This window comes from Pseudoalteromonas sp. CO342X (assembly GCF_004208915.1).
In the GTDB taxonomy this organism is placed as follows: Bacteria; Pseudomonadota; Gammaproteobacteria; order Enterobacterales; family Alteromonadaceae; genus Pseudoalteromonas; species Pseudoalteromonas maricaloris.
Genome location: NZ_SGPH01000034.1, coordinates 1 through 18286, shown reverse-complemented (window position 1 = coordinate 18286; position 18286 = coordinate 1). Strand labels below are relative to the sequence as shown.

The window sequence follows — 18286 nt, the reverse complement described above, 5'->3', positions numbered from 1 at the left end:
TTCATGAGTGAAGAAATTGAGGAACAAATTGAGGAACAAATTGAAGGGATGGTTGATAAGGACAAAAAGTATCGAAATAGATTAATCGCAAATATTAAACACAAGAAAGATCATCCATTCCATAATGGTATTCATATGGCGGCTCATCACTTGATTTCTGAAGATGGAGTTAAACAGAGTGGGTTGGGAAGTTTACTCGAACACAAAGGGTACAATATAAATGTACTTGAGAATTTGGTATTTCTACCTAGCACACTTCAAGGTGCATGCCACTTAAGGGTCCAACTACACCGATTAGACCATACACACTCATTACCAAATATGTACCCGTATCATCATCAAGTTTCTTTCGCGATAAAAAAACTAGAAGGGAAAATTATAAACTGTACTTATGGGTCACAGAAAAATAGTAACGAGATTCAGAAGTTAATAAATAAAGAGAGCCGAAAAATACTTAGAAAAATAGCAGAATTTAGGGTCGCGCTTACACCGATTTATAGTAATTTTAAGCCTGCGAGTAAAGTTGGATGCTCGAATCATAGTGAAATTGTTGAGTGTGAAGGAAGTCTTTCAAGGTGTGACTGTGATCGAACTCATATCGGCCAGTTAAATTACCTATATCCAAATGCAAAAACTAGAAAAGTAGGAAAGAGAATCAGCTATTCAAAATCATTTTATCAACTTGAGGTAGGTAAGTAACATGCCAAAAAATTACAATGAAGAATACTATATACTTCTCACGGATTACAATGAAAATACATTGTATACAATGCCGCTAGAGCGAAGTGCGACTCGTCACTTTGGTATTAAAAAGCTTAATTGGGGTGATGAGCCTCTTTTTTTTGAGAACTGTTACAAGGAAAGGGATGCTTTAAATAATTTTACACGTCCAATTACGGACGTATTTTTTGATGCTACAGTACCTATTATAAACTCAAAAATAAGAGATAAGTTAAAGTTTTTATATCTAAAAGATATGCAACTTTATCCTGCTGTTTTTATTAATGATGAAGGAGCTTATATAGAAGACTATTGGTATATGAACTTTTGGCAAGAACTTGACTGTTGGGATCGGGAAAAGTCAAAGATAGAAACATTCACAGCAGAAGAAATGTTAGATCCAGATTATTTAGAGGACTGTGAGATATATAAATATCATTTAGACAGTGAAGTGTTAGACAACATCCCAGAAGAAGAACGTTTGATCTTTAAACAAGCTGGTGGTGTAAAGTATATTTTTGTTCATCAAACGGTTGCAGATATCTTTTTTGAGGAGAAGGCGACAGGCGTTAACTTAGTCAAAGTATCCGACTTTGAAGAAGGGATGCAGTTTTAGTTTGCCAACTAGTTAGGAGACTACTTTACATAAAGGTTGGAAGTGCAATGACAAGAGATTTTAACGACCAATATTACATCATTTTAAAAAATTATAGCGAAGTAACATTGCACCTTACTGCTTTGCAAAAGTCGGCGGATAGAGATTATGAGTTTGAACAGTTAGTTTGGGGGAAAGAACCGCTATTTTTCGAAAATGCGTATAGAGATAAAGATAATGCGAATGGAGTTATACGTCCTATCCCCAGTGTTTTACTAGACGCTACGATCCCTATCGTTAGCTCAAAAATTAGAGAGCGGTTAAAGCTCTTTAATTTTGTTGGGATGCAGCTATATCCTGCTGTGTACATTGACGATGGTGATAACTATCACGAAGACTTTTGGTGCATGAATTTTTGGCAAGAACTTGACTGCTGGGATCGAGCAAAGTCAAAAATAGAAAAATTCACTGCAGAGGAGATGTTAGAGCCTGACTATTTAAAAGGTTGCGATATATATAAATACCATCTAGATAGTGAAGTCTTGGATAAAATTCCAGAAGAAGAACGTTTGATATTTAAACAAGCTGGTGGTCTGAAGTATGTCTTTGTCCATCAAAAAATTGCAGATATCTTTTTTGAGGAGAAGGCGACAGGCGTTAACTTAGTCAAAGTATCCGACTTTGAAGAAGGGATGCAGTTTTAGTTTTATATCTGTGTAAAACAAAAAACAAAACCCGCGGGAGCGGGCTTTATTTTTTACAAGCTATTGCCCTATTTGGGTTCGCTTTCCAATTCCTCATCTGGCGTATCAGGGCGCTGTCGTTCGACAAAGATAGTGGCCAGTAGGGTGGTGATCACACAGGAGAGTAAAATCGACTTTAAAACTTCGTAGTTATTGTAAAAGAATCCCCAACTCCAAAAGGGTTTAGACGCTTCTTCGGACACACCAAAAAAGAGATCCATATAGCGAATCAAGTTTTCACCAAAAGCGGCTAAATCGACCAATACAAACCCAAAGAAAATGCCATATAGGATCGGGTCTGCATGAGTCATATAGATTGAGCGCCAATTTTCAGGAGCTGTTTTGTGAATATACTTTAATGACCAGTAAACCCTACGCTTTAGCATAACGATCATAAAAATATCTACGATGAGGTGGATTCCAAAAATGTACGCATTTGTTAAGTGTGCCTCTAAACCTTGTGCGCGCATAGAAAGTATCCAACCATTAATATAATACTCAACAGCCGTCACTAATAATAAAATTATAGAGAGGTGTTTTATATTTTCCTGTCCTTTAGCGAACAAACTAAGAGTAAAGATACTAGCCAATACTACAAGGTTGACGTAGTTGTTAACTTCAATATGAATATACGTAAGCAATATGCCACTCAAAATACAAAGCAGCAGAAAGAACCACGATAATTTCATCACTATTCCTTAAAATATACATTTGGAGCTAATTCGAACCGCCCGAATCCGGTTTCTCCAATCTGGGGTCATCACCTTTGGTTCCACTGCTTCCACCTACCACTCGGGTAGTTGAGCTTTTCTCCAGTTGAAACTTGTAATCTGATGACTGTGCTATTGGTTCGCATTTTACCTTTGGCTCTGCGACTTTATTGTCACCACTTCCACCAATCACCTGATTAACTGAGTCAGCACTAAGTGATGATTTTTTATTTGGTGTTATGGAGTCGTTTTGTACTCTAGGGTCATCAGCTTGTCCTCCTGTTGTGCCACCAATCACCTGATTAACTGAATCAGCACTAAGTGATGATTGTCTACTTGGCGCTGCTGAGTCACTTTCGAGTTTTGGATCTTTTACTTTTGGCCCAAGCGATCCACCAGATACCCTGTTAGCTTGTTTTTGGGAAAGTGCTGTTAAAGTTACGAGTCGGTTAGCTATATTTTTTATAAAAAAGCGCATAATGACGTCCTTTCTAAGTTAAGTTTTGCGGTGTTTAATTTCCACTCCACTTTACTCCTTAACAATAAAGTTGAAAACATTGTGTTGCAAATGGACCTTATTCGTAACTTTATTGTTTGCCATTGTGGTGAGGGGCAATGAAAGTGCGCATCTTTCATTTGCCGTTATCCTCGTTACTTGATCTGCTATTTCGTGGTGTTGGCGACTTGCGCCATAATTTGGCGTCGTCAATTTTGTCTCTTAAGGCAAGGATTTGTTCTCTAAGTGGATTGAGGTTGATGCCGCAGGCGTCGCACCATACTTCAAAATATTCGTAGGGAAATTTGCTTACGCCTTTTTCATAGTTCTCGTAAGTGCCACGCTCCACACCGACCAAATTAGCCATTTCTTGCGTGGTTTTGCCGGCGACTTTGCGCATGCGGCGCAGGTCGTCTCCTGTAAAGCGCTTATCAAATTTCCCCACCAACTCAATCCTTTTTGCCTGTCGCACTCGCGTCACAAACAGCATCAACCCCTATGTAGCCGGATGTATGCTATTTGTTTGTCTCTATTGTTCGCTTAACTAAGTTGCATTTTTGTATCTAAACCGTAAACGCGAGTCTATCGTAGAAAATTTCTTTTTCAAGTGTATTCAGTCTAAAAATGTATATTTTGTTTCACTGTTATTTTCTTCGCATAATTTTTTGTGCGAAGCACATTAGAGTTATTTGGATTAAGCGTTGATGATTAAGACTAAGAAGAAATTAGTCAAAAGCAAAAGTGCGAAATTCAAGAAGTGTTCTAGAGTCGTAATTTACCTGAAGTGTAATAGTCCGTGGTGTTAGGTTAAGTAAGAGTAAAAGGCGCCATTTTTAATTTTTCAGCCCTAGAGTTATAGGAAAACTACTTTTGGTAAAGAGGATGTTCCGTTGATATTGTAGGGATAGATGAAGAGATTATAACGCCCTCTTTTAGGGGAGTAAAAAGCCACCTTCTTAAGAGAGTGGCTCCCCACTAGTAATGGTCAATAAATAACAGTTCTCGTTGAAGAGCCTTTCTCTACTCTAGGGTCTTTATCTTTATTTGGACCGCTGCCACCAGAAATCATTTTTGTTTCTTTGAGGTGGAGCTGATAAATATCTGAAAGTTTATTAGTGGTCTTTTTTAGCAAAAAGCGCATAATGATGTCCTTCCTAGGTTAAGTTTTAATGTACTCTGATCCCACTCTACTTTACTCCTTAATAAAAAATTTGAAAACATCATGTAGTAAATATGCGTCATACGTATCTTGATTGTTTTGCATGCGTGATTGCAAGGGGAAAAAGCTTGGGCATTCATTTGCGGTTACCCTCTTTACTTGATTTGTTACTTTGGTTTGGGGATTTACGCCAAAGTTTAGCATCATCAATTTTATCTCTGAGCGCTAAAATTTGCTCCCTTAATGGGTTTAGGTTAATACCACAAGCGATACACCACACTTTAAAATACGCATAGGGGACTTTACTGACTCCCTTTTCATAGTTTTCATAAATGCCGCGCTCTACACGGCTAATTTAGCCATTTCGAAGTCAGATCAAAAATATATATTGTGTTTCACTGCTATTTTCTTCGCATAATTTTTTGTGCGAAGCACACCAAAATTATTTGGATTAAGCACCGATGTGTTGTTATTTAGTTTGTGTGTTTACTGATAAATTTAACAGTCAATTAAAAAAAATTTTCTTCGCGCAGATTTTTGCTCGAAGCTTTTGTTACTTTAGTGTGAAATAAAGTGACATGTTGGAGAGCAATATGGATTATCTACGCCAATATCATGACTTAACGATTTATTACGATGCCCTCAAGAAGGCGGCAAGGCAGGGTAACGAGGTGCCAGACACTACAACCAAATGGTTAGCACTGGTGGAAACAACCTTGTTTGAACTGCAAGAGCTTGCCCATATGGAAAAGGCTTACATGCAGAAGTCAAAAACGATGAATAATCTGGTTGAGTTGGTGTATTCCAGTGCCCCAAGCATGGAATAACTAAAAGGGTAATTGCTTTTTGAGTTTTTGCGGTGAGGGGGAGCGTTTTACTCTAATTTTACGTTCCCCCTTTTTTCTTTTTGTACGTGTTTATCGCCTTATGTGTAGGCGATAAACGGGTCGTACTACAGTTCGTAAGTAAAACTTAGGCCATAAACGCGCGGCTCGCCGTATTGTACATAGGTATTGTCTTGCCAGCCGTCTAATGGATTATTACCAAACCTAAAGCCACGTACTACAATGTCTTCGTCTGCTAGGTTTCTACCCCAAGCCGTTAATGACCAGTTGTCACCATAGTAACTAAGGCTTGCGTTGATCAGGTTATGATTGCGCGCTTGCTCATTGTGACTGTCCGAGAGGTAATAGTTGTCTTTGCCTTCTACACCCAATTCAACCACTAGGTTATCCATTAACTCGTAATTGACGGCAAACGAGTATTGATAATTTGGCGCTTGTGCTTGGTCGCGACCATCAAGGTTTAGGCCACTGGCAGCCACAAAGTCTTCAATTTCGGTCTCTAAATAGCCTGCGCTATAGCTAAAACCAAGGCGGTCCGTGTATTGTAGGTTGCCTTCAACTTCTAGGCCGTAGTTACTGCCTTTACTGGCGTTGTCGATGTAGCCTGCAAATTGCTGGTTAGAAACTTGCCATTGTTTTAGCTGGATATCATCGCGTTGCATATAAAACGCGGTAACACGCACAAGGTGACGCTTGTCTTCAGACTCACCTTTTACACCAAACTCAGCGTTCCAAACATACTCAGGGTCAAAGTAATGGTGTTCAGCCGGAATATTTAAACCTTCATCTTTGGCTTTTGCCAGTGCTTCGCCGTTTACACCGCCGACTTTGTAACCGCGAGTAAGGCTGGTGTAGATCATAGTGCGCGGTACAACTTGATATTCAAGTGCGACTTTTCCGCCCCACATTACATCATCGGTTTCGATACTAAAGCCGTTACTATCTAAATAGTCAGCGTCATATTGCTCCGCGCGAAGACCACCGATTAGGCGAGTTTTGTCTGAAAGGTGATGCACGTATTGACCAAAAATCGCTTTGCTTTCTACGGTGTATGCTGACGTAAATGGGTTCTCAAGCCAAGTGTAATGACGGGTCAAATCAACATCGTTACGCTTTGCAAAAACACCTACCACCCAGTCATTTTGCTTATCTTTGATTAAAAATTCTATGTTGCCATTTTCATGGTTACGCTCGTAGGCATCGGTTGAGCTATATCCTTCAGGGTGTAATCCTGCTGCGCATAGCGCTGGCTGAGCTGCGTCATTACATACCCAATCTTCGTCGTAGCTATATAAAGTATCAGCATCTAGCCCAGATACTTTAAATTCGACATTGAATAAGTCTGAGCGAGTATAAATTCCGCGTAGTGAAAACGCATCGGAGCTGAGGTTGTCTTGGCCTGGGGTATCAGCAACACTGTTACGTGAATTATCCAGGGTGAAACCGTCGTACCCGTTTTCAGTATCAATATGGTGATAAGCAAACTCTAGTGCGAGATTATCGCTCACTTGAGAGTTAAGTTTCACTCTTGCTACTTGCTCGTCTTGTTGCTGAGTGGGTTTGTTTAGGTAGAGGTTATCTACGTAACCGTCAGACTCTCGTTGATAGAGGCTGACGCGCACAGCAGTGTCGTCGCTTAATCCTGTGCCAGCAGCAAGGCCTGCTTCGTAGCTACCATAATTACCTGCGCCTAACTTCACTTTTAATGAGGGCGCTGTGGTAGCGGCTTGGGTATTTACTTCAACGATTCCTGCTAAAGCATCAGAACCGAATTTAGTGCCTTGAGGGCCGCGATACACCACCACTGACTCAGTATCAAAAAGCAGCGCACTTGCGCCTAATCCAGAATAATTAATACCGTCAATTAATAAGCCAACGCTGGGATAAATAGGATCAACAAACTGTGAACGTAAGCCGATACCACGGATTTGCATAAAGCGACCACGAGACGCACCTGCCGTAAAGTTAACGTTAGCGGTGGCACCTAGTATCTCATCTAAATATTGCGCACCACGCTTAGCGATAGTGAGTTCGTCAACCACCGAAGCGCTTGCACTTAATGTCTGGATAGTTTCATTCTGAAAATCGCCAGTGACGACAATGGTTTCTAGGTTATCGTCGGCAAGTGCCTGATGAGAGAAAAATGGCAGCAGTGCCAAGGTGATCGTAGAGAGTTTTAACTTCATGCTTAATCTTTGTCCCATTTTTAATTGGGCACAGTTTAACAAAAGCCAGACCAGTTGACAGTGAAATTGTGTTATATGTTAGCCCGCAAATGTTAAACAAATAGGCCAGATATGAGTTTTAAAGTTGATTTTAAAGTCCGAGACTATGAGTGTGATTTACAGGGAATAGTTAATAACAGCGTGTATTTTAATTATTTAGAGCACGCAAGACATGAGTTTTTATTGGCGAATAACGTTGATTTTGCAGCGCTTGCAGAGCAAAAAGTGAACTTAGTCGTTATTCGGAGCGAAATGAATTACAAAGACTCGTTACGTCCAGGCGATGAGTTTTATGTTGAAGTCGCACTTGAGCGTGAAAGCAGAGTAAAGTTCGCATTTAAGCAAAAAGTGATAAGAGCGCATGACGATAAGCTAATGCTAGATGCTGTGGTCACTGGAACTTCGGTGAATGAGCGCGGTAGACCGTTTTTACCTGACGCTATTACACACTTATTTAATTAAATACTACGATATGTAAACATAGCGATGGTAAAATACTCAATTGAGTGATTTTTACAGAATTTTACTGCTATTTTTGTGTCTTGAAACGTTATAATAAACTCAGGGCATAAAATAGATGGTTTACCATGAAATTCATCAGCATAATCGGCGCAATAATGGCGCTTAGTGGATGTATATCGACAGGGAAGGTAGACACGGAAGCGCTTAAGTATTCCGCTTGGCAGTTACAGAGTATTAATGGCCAAGATATTACGCAATTACAATCAGACGCTGGACTTGGTGAAAAGCCTATTGATATTCGTTTTATCGATGCACTGCAAGTCAATGGTTTTGCGGGTTGTAATCGCTTTTTTGGTGAAGGCGAAATTGTCGAAGGGCAGTTAAAAGTTAAAAACTTAGGCATGACGCGTAAGTACTGCGGTGAAGAAATCGCTCAGGTTGAATCGCAGCTTATTAACCAATTACAAATTGGTGTCTTGCTTGAAGTAAATGCTAATAAGTTGACCTTAAAAGGAAAACCTCAGTTTAGTTTTATTAAACAATAAGCTGAAAATAAGAATTCCAGTGTCAGTGCTTGCGAGCTTTCGTGTTAGCAAGTAGACTGGCGCTAATTCGTTACTTGTCGGAGTGCCTTGAGTTTTTGCAGCAAATTTGTTGCAGATAGTCTGGCTGAGATCGCATTTTGCGGGATCCGTGGACCTGATCAGGTTAATGCCTGCGTAGGGAACAAGACAGCAAACGCGCTGCGTTTGTCTGTAGCAATAGTGGTTTATTGCTATCCACCTTACCCGAGGACTATCCTCGTCTCTCTCCTGTTGGAGATCTGACAAGACACCTTTGTATGAAAACAAGAGGGACGTCATGTCAAACAATAGTAGCAAGCTAAGTCGTCGTGAAGCGCGAGCAGCCGCGGCAGAATTTATCCATAACCTTAAAGGCCAACCTTTTCCAAACTCACATAAAGTTTATGTGAAGGGCGAGCAAGCAGGCGTACGCGTTGGTATGCGTGAAATCACGCTAAGTGATTCGTTTGTTGGTGGCACCGAAGAAAATCCGGTATTTGAATCAAACGATCCCATTCGTGTTTATGATACTTCAGGTCCATACACAGATCCTGAAGTACCGGTTGACGTTCGTGCTGGTCTTCCTAAATTTAGAGAGCAGTGGATAGTTGAGCGCGATGATACTGAAATGCTAGAGTCGGTGACGTCACAGTTTTCTCAGCAGCGTATGGCGGATGAAGGACTTGATCATATTCGCTTTGAACATTTACCTAAAATTCGCCGTGCCAAGGCGGGTAAAAATGTCACGCAAATGCACTACGCCCGCCAAGGCATAGTGACGCCTGAAATGGAATATGTGGCGATCCGTGAAAATATGGGACGCGCTAAGTTGCGTGAAGAATTGCTCGCGCAGCAACACAAAGGCCAATCGTTTGGAGCCAGTATTCCTGAGTTTATTACGCCTGAATTTGTGCGTGATGAAATCGCCCGTGGTCGTGCTGTACTACCAAACAATATTAATCACCCTGAGACTGAGCCGATGATTATCGGACGTAACTTCTTAGTCAAAGTTAACGCCAATATTGGTAACTCATCAGTGACCTCTTCTATCGAAGAAGAAGTGGAAAAAATGGTATGGTCGACCCGTTGGGGTGCAGATACCGTAATGGATCTGTCGACAGGGCGCTACATTCATGAGACCCGCGAGTGGGTGGTACGTAACTCTCCTGTGCCTATCGGTACGGTTCCAATCTATCAGGCACTAGAAAAAGTGAATGGCGTTGCCGAAGATCTAACGTGGGAGATCTTCCGCGATACCTTGATTGAGCAAGCTGAGCAAGGCGTGGATTACTTTACTATCCATGCGGGAGTACTACTGCGTTACGTGCCAATGACGGCAAAACGCGTGACGGGTATTGTGTCTCGCGGTGGTTCAATTATGGCGAAGTGGTGTTTAGCGCATCACAAAGAAAACTTCCTCTACACGCACTTTGAAGACATCTGTGAAATCTTAAAGCAATACGATGTTTGTTTCTCGTTAGGTGATGGCTTGCGTCCTGGTTCTATTGCCGATGCCAATGACGAAGCACAATTTAGCGAACTGCGTACCCTTGGTGAGTTAACTAAGCTTGCGTGGAAACACGATGTTCAGGTCTTTATTGAAGGCCCAGGACACGTGCCGATGCATATGATCAAAGAGAATATGGAAGAGCAGCTAAAGCACTGCGATGAAGCACCGTTTTACACGCTTGGCCCACTCACTACCGATATTGCTCCGGGTTATGATCACTTCACTTCTGGGATCGGCGCGGCGCAAATTGCTTGGTATGGCTGTGCCATGCTGTGCTATGTGACACCAAAAGAACACTTAGGCTTACCGAATAAAGAAGATGTAAAAGAAGGTTTGATCACCTATAAGATCGCGGCGCATGCAGCGGATCTGGCGAAGGGCCATCCGGGTGCTCAAGTTCGTGACAATGCGCTGTCTAAAGCACGCTTTGAGTTCCGCTGGCACGATCAGTTTAATCTCGGTCTAGATCCAGAGCGTGCTCGTGAATATCACGATGAGACCTTGCCGCAAGAGTCGGGCAAAGTCGCTCACTTCTGCTCTATGTGTGGTCCTAAATTCTGCTCGATGAAGATCACCCAAGATGTACGCGACTATGCGAAAGCGTTAGAAGCGCGAGGCATCGACCCTAATAATGTAGGCGAAGAGATCAGCATTAAAATGGTGGATGTTGAAGCTGAGATGAAAGCAAAATCGGAAGAGTTTAAGCAATCAGGCTCTGAGCTTTACCACAAAGCCTTATGATACCACTTTGTCTTAATACTTGCTCAATTTGAGGGAGTAAATCTGACGCTAACTGCGTTAAAAGTTTCTTATTTAGAACAACTAAATAGCAAAACTTTTGCCTTGTTATCGACAAGATTTTCTTGCCTCAAAATAGATCACTTAATAAAGCAAATTGGTATAACTCATCCCATCATAGCCACCTTGATGCCCGTCGGGTGGCTAATTTTAGGAGTGTAGCTATGTCTACTCAAGCACGTGTTGCTATCTTGGGTTTTGGCTTAACTGGGCGCATCGCTGCATTGATGCTCGCTGAGCGCTATCAAATCAGCGTGTTTGAACAAGCAAAGCAAGGTACGGAGAGCTCAGCAGGTAGTGTCGCGGCGGCCATGTTAGCGCCGTTGGCTGAGTCTGTGATATGCGATGAAGCATTGGCGCTGCAAGGGCTGGAGTCCATGAAACTGTGGCCACAATTACTGGCGAAACTGGAAAATCCGGTATTTTTTCAGCAGCAAGGCTCCCTTATTGTGGCACATGGTCAAGACCGTGGTGATTTAGTGAGTTTTCAGCAGCGCTTAAAACCGTTAAGAGATCATAGCGCGGAAGTGGTAAATGGCGCTCGGATCGCGCAATTGGAACCAGAGCTTGGCGGTGTCTTTCATCAAGGCTTGTATTTACCTTGCGAAGGCCAGCTTGATAATCAGGCGTTTTATCAAAGTAGTGCGGCAACATTAACTAAGCAAGGTGTAGAGATTAACTACGGTGTTCATTGTAACGAAGCGCAAAAGGCGCAGCTTAGTCAAGCGTATGACTGGGTGATTGATTGTCGCGGTCTTGGTGCGAAAGCCACGTGTAATGGGCTTCGTGGCGTACGCGGCGAAGTGGCGAGAATTTATGCCCCAGAAGTGACCTTGACTCGACCTGTGCGCTTGATGCACCCAAGATACCCCATTTACATTGCGCCAAAGCCAGACCATCAGTTTGTTATTGGTGCGACGGAAATTGAGTCGCAAGATAATGGTGAGATAACGGTACGTTCTACACTCGAATTACTCTCTGCTGCTTATTCAGTTCATCGTGGGTTTGCCGAAGCGCGAGTATTGTCTTTATTAGCAGGACTTAGACCTGCCTTTAAAGATAATCACCCCAAAATTGAACAACAAGGTAATGTGATCAGTATCAATGGCCTATATAGACACGGTTATCTGCTGGCACCGCTTATCGTGAAACAAGCACTATCTAAGGAGTTATTATGAAAGTCGAATTTAATGGCGAAACGATTAATATCAACCGCGAGCAAAATATTCAGGAATTTATTGAAGCCAGAGGTGCCAAGCCGCCTTTTGCCGTCGCGCTTAATGGTACTTTTGTTTCCCGCACGGAGTTCCCAATCGTGACATTGAGCGACGGCGATAAGATTGAGCTTTTATCGCCAATTCAAGGGGGATAAATATGCAGTCTTTGACTGATACTAAGCTCACTATTTATGGTGAACAATTTACTAACCGCATGTTAATTGGCTCAGCACTTTATCCTTCTCCGGAGGTAATGCAGGCGGCTATCGCCACCTCGGGTGCTGAAATTGTTACTGTGTCACTGAGACGCCAGCAAACTAAGCAGGCGGGTGATGACTTTTGGACGCTTATCAAAGAGATGGGACTACGAGTCTTACCAAATACGGCAGGCTGTCACAGCGTAAAAGAAGCGGTGACTTTGGCGCAGATGTGCCGGGAAGTGTTTGCCACGGATTGGATTAAACTTGAACTCATTGGTGATGAATATAACTTACAGCCAGACCCAATTGCATTGCTCGAAGCCACCGAAATTTTGCTAAAAGACGGGTTTAAGGTATTGCCTTATTGCACTGATGATTTGGTGCTGTGTCAGCGTTTAGATGCACTTGGTTGTGAAGTTTTAATGCCTTGGGGCGCACCAATTGGTACGGGAAAAGGGCTGTTAAATCCATATAACCTGCAAACCATTCGCACGCGTTTACCTCATCAAACCTTGATTGTCGATGCGGGACTCGGCTTGCCGTCTCATGCTTGCCAAGCTCTAGAGCTGGGTTATGATGCCGTACTATTGAATTCGGCAGTGGCAGGGGCGGGCTGTCCTATCACCATGGCAAAAGCGTTTGAAGCCAGCACGGTTGCAGGGCGTCTGTCTTATTTGGCAAAAGCAATGCCACAAAAAGAGGTGGCATCACCTTCTACGCCAACCTTAGGCATGCCTTTTTGGCACGCAAACTAACTTGAATTGCGGATAACTACATAAGGAGTTCTCTTTGTCACACATCGTTTGGAGTATTGCGGGTTCTGATTCTGGCGGCGGCGCTGGTATTCAAGCGGATATCAAAGCAACGCAGAGCTTTAATGTTCATTGTTGTACCGTAGTAACTGCGTTGACGGCGCAAAATAGTTTAGGAGTGGAAGCGTTAAACCCGGTTTCGACCACGGTTATCGAATCTCAGCTGACGGCGCTTTCGCAAGATATGCCTGCAACGGTGATAAAGATTGGCATGCTCGCCAATGTTCAGCAGATCCAACTGATTGCTGAACACCTCGAGCATTATAAAGCAACATGGGAAAAGCCGCCGCTTGTGGTTTATGATCCAGTAGCTATCGCGACCAGCGGGGATTCATTAACCGAAGAAGACACGGTGGATGCGTTAAAAACCCATTTATTACCGCTGGTGGATATCATTACACCCAATACACACGAAACTCAGCTGCTGACAGGCGTGTATTTGATAGGTCCTGAAGCGGTAAAAGAGGCTGCTGCCAAATTGAGTGAATTTGGTGCAAAGTCGGTGATCATTAAAGGCGGTCATTGGGATTACCCAAAAGGCTACTGCATTGATTATGGCTTAGCGGGTGATACCGAGTATTGGCTTGGCAATGAGAAAATTCAAACACCGCATAGCCATGGTACTGGGTGTAGTTTATCGTCAGTGATCGCGGCATGTATGGCCAAGGAGTACCCATTTAAAGATGCTTTTATTCTTGCAAAAGCGTATATCAACGCTGGATTAAAAGCGGCGATACGTTATGGCGAAGGTGTGGGCCCTGTTGCGCATACGAGTTTTCCAGTTGAGCTTAATGATTACCCGCAAGTGATAGAAGCGGGCTCTTGGCTTGCTGATGAATTAGAGTTTGCTTTACCTGAGGAATTTAATTTTGCCGCAGGCTTTGCCAGCATTGACGACCCTATTGGCCTTTATGCCGTGGTGGACAGCGCTGACTGGGTGGAAAAGTGCCTTGCTTTAGGTGTCGATACGGTGCAGCTGAGAATTAAAGATCCAGAGCAAGCTAATCTTGAAGCTGAAATACAAACTGCCATTGCACTTGGACAAAAATACGATGCGAAGGTGTTTATTAACGACTACTGGCAGTTAGCGATTAAACACGGCGCTTATGGAATTCATTTGGGCCAAGAGGATATCGATAAAGCTAATCTTGTTGCCATCCAAGAGGCAGGGCTGCGTTTAGGTATTTCGACCCATGGTTTTTATGAAATGCTCCGGGCGCATAACTATCGCCCAAGTTATTTGGCTTTTGGTGCTATCTACCCAACCACGACTAAAGACATGACCGGCCAAATCCAAGGGCTGGAAAAGCTGACACATTTTGTGCCTTTGATGCAAAGTAGCTATCCAACAGTCGCTATTGGAGGCATTGATCTTAGTCGCGTGCCAGAAGTGGCTGCAACTGGCGTATCTAGTATCGCGGTTGTAAGAGCTATCACTGAGGCCCAAGACCCACAGCAGGCCGTACTAGAATTAAAGCAAGCTATGGCGCGGCATGACTGAACTCAATGACAAAGAGCGGCTAAGGTATAGTCGCCATTTGCTGTTAAAAGAGGTTGGTGAGCAAGGCCAACTCGCATTGAAACAGGCGCATGTGGCTGTGGTTGGCTGCGGTGGGCTGGGAAGTCCAGCGTTGTTTTACTTAGCGGCGAGTGGCATTGGTAAGCTTACTTTTGTTGATGATGACGACGTGGAATTGTCTAACTTACAAAGGCAAATTCTGTATAAGGTGAACCACCTTGGTCAGCAAAAAGCCAAAGCAGCAGGAAAGGTGCTGGCAAGTCTCAATAACGAGATCACACTAGTACCAATTAAAGCGAGGTTGACCGATAAGAACGTCGCCGAGTTACTCCGTGATGCAGATATTGTCTTGGATTGCAGCGATAACTTTACTACACGTTATTTGCTCAATAGGTATTGTCATCAAGCGAGCAAGGTGTTGATAGCAGGCGCTGCTATCGCTACACAAGGCCAACTCATGTGCTTTGATTTTAGGGCTGAGTCACCTTGTTATGCTTGCGTTTTCCCTGAGGGTTCGCAAACACCAGTGGAGAATTGTGACAACTTTGGCGTCATTAGTCCATTACTGGGGGTGATCGGTGCGCAGCAAGCTTTATTGACCATAAACGTGTTACTTGGACATCACCAAGGAAGCGTATTTTGTACGCTAGATGCTATGAGTTTGCAGCAAAAGCAGTATGGGCTCAGTAAAAACCCCGAGTGTGAATGTTGTGGCTTGAGATAGTTTCAAGCCACTAATACAGTATTCTACTCTGCTATTTTTGCGAAAGGCGTACCCATGCGTGTGACTGTCTCTGGGTTTTGGCCATCTAAGAACTCTGCCTTATTTGCCCCCCACGCTAAGATCACGGTAGAACCAAGCTTAAAGCGACCCATCTCTTCGCCTTTTTTCAGCGTTATCGCGTTGTCACCTTCTGCTGGATATGTCCAAGTAAAGACATCTCTTCCGGCTGGTGGTGTCACTGTACCGGCCCAAATCGTCTCAATGCTAGCAACGATAGTTGCACCAACCAGTACCATGGAAAGCGGACCAATCTCAGTGTCAAAAATAGCAACAACTCGCTCGTTACGAGCAAATAAATTAGGCACATTTTGCGCGGTAAGTGGATTTACTGAGAATAAGTCGCCCGGTACATAAATCATTTTACGAAGGGTGCCATCAACCGGCATGTGGATACGGTGATAATCCTTCGGTGCTAGATAAATCGTTGCAAACTTACCACCAACATAAGGCGCAACGTCTTCTTCTTTACCGCCTAGCAGCGTCTGTAAGCTGTAGTTGTGACCCTTAGCTTGGATAATCTGACCATCGACGACATCACCAAGTTGGCTGATTGCACCATCAACTGGGTGGGCAAGGATATCGCTCTCTTCTGCCAAAGGACGGATCCCCGGCTTCAGTGGACGGGTAAAAAACTCGTTAAAGGTTTTGTAGTGAGCTGGATCTTCGTGCAATGCCTCGCTCATGTCGATTTTATATTGTTTGATAAACAGCTTAATTAGCTTTGTGGTTAAGGCGCCAGCTTCTGCTGCGGCAAGCTTACCAACCAAACGAGAAACCGCATGTTTAGGTAATGCATATTGCATGGCAATTTTTAGTTTATCCAAATTCACTTTTAACAGTTCCTAATTATTAGTCTTGTCACTTTCGCTTTTTTTGTATTGCGAAGTGGCTATAGGGCTCAAGTCATTGAGCCAATTTAGCAAATATTATCAGACTCTAGGCGCGCGCGCACCTGCGCGGCCATCAGCCATAGATTCTAAAATACGATGGTAACTTTCAAAACGTAATTCGCTGATTTTACCTTCATCTACGGCTTCACGAAGTAAGCATCCCGGATCGTTCAGGTGTTTACAGTCTCTAAAGCGGCAGCCACCAATAAATTCCCTAAATTCTTTAAAGCACCAAGTGACGCGTTCCACGTCTAAGTGCCATAGGCCGAACTCACGGATCCCTGGGCTGTCGATCAGGTTTCCACCGGACGGCAAGTGGTGTAAGCGCGATACTGTGGTTGTATGTTGCCCTAAGCCACTATTTTCGGAGACTTCTTTGGTGAGAATATCTGCATTGGGCAGTACCGTATTGACCAACGTTGATTTGCCAACCCCTGATTGACCAACAAAAATGTTATTTTTGTCCTCAAGCATGTGTTTTAGCTCGTCAATGCCTTCGCCTGATTTTGTACTGACTAACAGTACGCGATAGCCAAGCTCACGATATATATCTAAGACTTCGTCAATATATTCGAGGCTTTCTTGGTCAAGCAAATCAATTTTATTGAGTAATAAAATCGGCTCTATCCCCATATCCTCACACGCGACTAAGTAGCGATCGATGATTTGAGGGGTAAATTCGGGCACAACGGCCGACACCATCAATATTTGGTCAATATTCGCAGCGACAACTTTCACACCGTCATAAAAATCCGGACGAGTGAGTTGTGTGCGCCTTTCATGTACAGCCTCAATTACGCCGGCTAAGTCACCATCACTGACCTTGGCACGACGAAAAATGACTTCATCACCGCAAACTAAGCTTGTTACGGTACGACGGATATTGCAACGCAAAACCTCTTGGTCTGTGGTTTCTATATCCGCATGTTGGCCGAAGCGGCTGATCACCACTGCGGCTTCTGTTGGCCCTAAGTTGTCGTTTTGCCATGAAACATCAGATACTTCTGTCTCTTTCGCTTTATCGATTCGCTTCTGATGATTGGCTTTAATCCGACGGGATTGGCCCTTACTGAGTTTCTTTTTCTTTGCCATGTTTATAATCTGTTTAAGCTTAGGCGTGCAGAGCGTTCAAATTTAGGCTATAAATCAATAAAACGCCGCGCATGGTAAAAAAAGCTTTAGGTCGAGTGTTTAAACTAATATGATATATCTAATTGCATTGGATCTAAAGGAAAGTACCGCTAAGGTAAAGTATGACTTTTCATGAATCAAACTTGATCTGGCTCGATCTAGAGATGACGGGGCTAGAACCGAAAACAGATAAAATCTTAGAAATCGCGACGGTGATCACAGACGGTGATCTCAATGTTTTAGCTGAAGGTCCAGTAGTGGCAATTCATCAAAGTGATGAGCTGTTGGACAATATGGATGAGTGGTGCACCAATCAACATGGTCGCTCAGGTCTGACTGCTCGCTGTAAAGCGAGTAAGTTCACGGAAGCAGATGCAGTTAAGCAAACACTAGATTTCCTTAAAGAGTGGGTGCCGCCAGGTGCTTCACCAATGTGCGGTAACTCTATTGGTCAAGACCGTAGATTCCTCAACAAATACATGCCAGAGCTAGAAGCTTATTTCCACTATCGCAATTTGGACGTCAGTACGATAAAAGAACTTGCGAGACGCTGGAAGCCTGAACTATTGGGTGAGATAAAGAAAAAAAGCTCTCACTTAGCACTGGATGATATCAAAGACTCCATCATGGAGCTGAAAGTTTACCAAGAAAAATTCTTCAAAGTTTAAAAAACACTTGCAAAGCAAATTTTATCTTGTAGAATCCTGCCCCGCTTGAGATGACAAGCCTTGCGGGGTTTCTTGAGCATTATTAAAGCAGTATAAGCTCAGCTGCTAAAACGTTAGACGCGACCTCAAGGTTGCGCCCAGCGAAAAATTAAGAGCTACATCGGAATGCGGCACTAGCTCAGCTGGTAGAGCGCGACCTTGCCAAGGTCGAGGTCACGAGTTCGAACCTCGTGTGCCGC

20 protein-coding genes, 1 tRNA gene and 1 riboswitch are annotated in these 18286 nt (G+C 43.2%); of the genes, 14 read left to right on the top strand and 7 right to left on the bottom strand.

Going from position 1 to position 18286, the window contains the following annotated elements:
• Nucleotides 1-3: 3 nt before the first annotated feature.
• From EXT47_RS15095 to EXT47_RS15085, 3 genes are read left to right on the top strand one after another with little or no spacing between them, the layout of a single operon-like run.
• On the top strand, nucleotides 4-699 hold the full coding sequence (locus tag EXT47_RS15095; protein WP_130126980.1) for an AHH domain-containing protein: 696 nt from the start codon (nucleotides 4-6) through the stop codon (nucleotides 697-699).
• Nucleotide 700: 1 nt separating this feature from the next.
• Nucleotides 701-1336, top strand: coding sequence for a DUF1629 domain-containing protein (locus tag EXT47_RS15090; RefSeq protein WP_130126979.1), 636 nt, complete (start codon nucleotides 701-703; stop codon nucleotides 1334-1336).
• A 47-nt stretch (nucleotides 1337-1383) separates the two neighbouring features.
• Nucleotides 1384-2019 (top strand): DUF1629 domain-containing protein, encoded by a 636-nt coding sequence (locus tag EXT47_RS15085; protein ID WP_130126978.1) that lies wholly within the window; start codon nucleotides 1384-1386, stop codon nucleotides 2017-2019.
• A gap of 68 nt (nucleotides 2020-2087) precedes the next feature.
• Here EXT47_RS15085 and EXT47_RS15080 read toward each other — a convergent pair whose 3' ends face one another.
• The 4 genes from EXT47_RS15080 to EXT47_RS23875 all read right to left on the bottom strand — a co-directional run bounded on the left by EXT47_RS15080 (nucleotide 2088) and on the right by EXT47_RS23875 (nucleotide 4405).
• Complete coding sequence (locus EXT47_RS15080; RefSeq protein ID WP_130126977.1) at nucleotides 2088-2747, bottom strand: hypothetical protein; 660 nt, start codon at nucleotides 2745-2747, stop codon at nucleotides 2088-2090.
• A gap of 28 nt (nucleotides 2748-2775) precedes the next feature.
• Entirely contained in the window at nucleotides 2776-3246 is a 471-nt protein-coding gene (locus EXT47_RS15075) for a hypothetical protein (RefSeq protein ID WP_130126976.1), read from the bottom strand.
• Between the two features lie 154 nt (nucleotides 3247-3400).
• The gene (locus tag EXT47_RS15070; protein ID WP_130126975.1) at nucleotides 3401-3754 is read right to left on the bottom strand and encodes a helix-turn-helix transcriptional regulator; all 354 of its coding nucleotides are present in this window, start codon (nucleotides 3752-3754) and stop codon (nucleotides 3401-3403) included.
• A gap of 495 nt (nucleotides 3755-4249) precedes the next feature.
• The gene (locus EXT47_RS23875) at nucleotides 4250-4405 is read right to left on the bottom strand and encodes a hypothetical protein (RefSeq protein WP_017217237.1); all 156 of its coding nucleotides are present in this window, start codon (nucleotides 4403-4405) and stop codon (nucleotides 4250-4252) included.
• A gap of 611 nt (nucleotides 4406-5016) precedes the next feature.
• Between EXT47_RS23875 and EXT47_RS15060 the strand changes: the two genes are divergently transcribed.
• On the top strand, nucleotides 5017-5250 hold the full coding sequence (locus EXT47_RS15060; protein WP_010368835.1) for a hypothetical protein: 234 nt from the start codon (nucleotides 5017-5019) through the stop codon (nucleotides 5248-5250).
• 125 nt (nucleotides 5251-5375) lie between these two features.
• Here the strand turns inward: EXT47_RS15060 and EXT47_RS15055 are convergent, their stop codons facing one another.
• Entirely contained in the window at nucleotides 5376-7454 is a 2079-nt protein-coding gene (locus tag EXT47_RS15055; RefSeq protein WP_130126974.1) for a TonB-dependent receptor, read from the bottom strand.
• Between the two features lie 111 nt (nucleotides 7455-7565).
• Between EXT47_RS15055 and EXT47_RS15050 the strand changes: the two genes are divergently transcribed.
• The 8 genes from EXT47_RS15050 to EXT47_RS15015 all read left to right on the top strand — a co-directional run bounded on the left by EXT47_RS15050 (nucleotide 7566) and on the right by EXT47_RS15015 (nucleotide 15298).
• A complete protein-coding gene (locus EXT47_RS15050; RefSeq protein WP_130126973.1) occupies nucleotides 7566-7955 on the top strand; it encodes a thioesterase family protein in 390 nt (129 codons plus the stop codon).
• 125 nt (nucleotides 7956-8080) lie between these two features.
• Nucleotides 8081-8500, top strand: coding sequence for an META domain-containing protein (locus EXT47_RS15045; protein WP_045962604.1), 420 nt, complete (start codon nucleotides 8081-8083; stop codon nucleotides 8498-8500).
• 68 nt (nucleotides 8501-8568) lie between these two features.
• A riboswitch (TPP riboswitch) is annotated at nucleotides 8569-8698 on the top strand.
• Nucleotides 8699-8816: 118 nt separating this feature from the next.
• Complete coding sequence (gene thiC / locus EXT47_RS15040) at nucleotides 8817-10769, top strand: phosphomethylpyrimidine synthase ThiC (RefSeq protein ID WP_130126972.1); 1953 nt, start codon at nucleotides 8817-8819, stop codon at nucleotides 10767-10769.
• A gap of 221 nt (nucleotides 10770-10990) precedes the next feature.
• Nucleotides 10991-12004, top strand: a complete 1014-nt coding sequence (locus EXT47_RS15035) for an FAD-dependent oxidoreductase (protein ID WP_039494061.1) — start codon at nucleotides 10991-10993, stop codon at nucleotides 12002-12004.
• Nucleotides 12001-12198, top strand: coding sequence for a sulfur carrier protein ThiS (gene thiS, locus EXT47_RS15030; protein WP_130126971.1), 198 nt, complete (start codon nucleotides 12001-12003; stop codon nucleotides 12196-12198). The genes EXT47_RS15035 and thiS overlap by 4 nt, the downstream gene beginning before the upstream one ends.
• 2 nt (nucleotides 12199-12200) lie before the next feature.
• Entirely contained in the window at nucleotides 12201-12998 is a 798-nt protein-coding gene (locus EXT47_RS15025; RefSeq protein ID WP_130126970.1) for a thiazole synthase, read from the top strand.
• Nucleotides 12999-13032: 34 nt separating this feature from the next.
• Nucleotides 13033-14556: a thiamine phosphate synthase gene (thiE, locus tag EXT47_RS15020; RefSeq protein WP_130126969.1), complete on the top strand. Its 1524-nt coding sequence runs from the start codon at nucleotides 13033-13035 to the stop codon at nucleotides 14554-14556.
• On the top strand, nucleotides 14549-15298 hold the full coding sequence (locus tag EXT47_RS15015) for a HesA/MoeB/ThiF family protein (protein ID WP_039494068.1): 750 nt from the start codon (nucleotides 14549-14551) through the stop codon (nucleotides 15296-15298). The genes thiE and EXT47_RS15015 overlap by 8 nt, the downstream gene beginning before the upstream one ends.
• A 23-nt stretch (nucleotides 15299-15321) precedes the next feature.
• On the opposite strand, the gene asd is transcribed toward EXT47_RS15015, so the two are convergent.
• Both asd and rsgA read right to left on the bottom strand, forming a co-directional pair.
• Nucleotides 15322-16188: an archaetidylserine decarboxylase gene (gene asd, locus EXT47_RS15010; RefSeq protein ID WP_039494070.1), complete on the bottom strand. Its 867-nt coding sequence runs from the start codon at nucleotides 16186-16188 to the stop codon at nucleotides 15322-15324.
• Nucleotides 16189-16287: 99 nt separating this feature from the next.
• Complete coding sequence (rsgA, locus tag EXT47_RS15005; protein ID WP_010368812.1) at nucleotides 16288-17340, bottom strand: small ribosomal subunit biogenesis GTPase RsgA; 1053 nt, start codon at nucleotides 17338-17340, stop codon at nucleotides 16288-16290.
• 161 nt (nucleotides 17341-17501) lie between these two features.
• On the opposite strand from rsgA, the gene orn reads away from it, so the two are divergent.
• Together orn and EXT47_RS14995 are read left to right on the top strand one after the other, a co-directional pair.
• Nucleotides 17502-18047: an oligoribonuclease gene (gene orn, locus EXT47_RS15000; RefSeq protein ID WP_010607090.1), complete on the top strand. Its 546-nt coding sequence runs from the start codon at nucleotides 17502-17504 to the stop codon at nucleotides 18045-18047.
• Nucleotides 18048-18214: 167 nt separating this feature from the next.
• Nucleotides 18215-18286, top strand: a tRNA-Gly gene (locus tag EXT47_RS14995).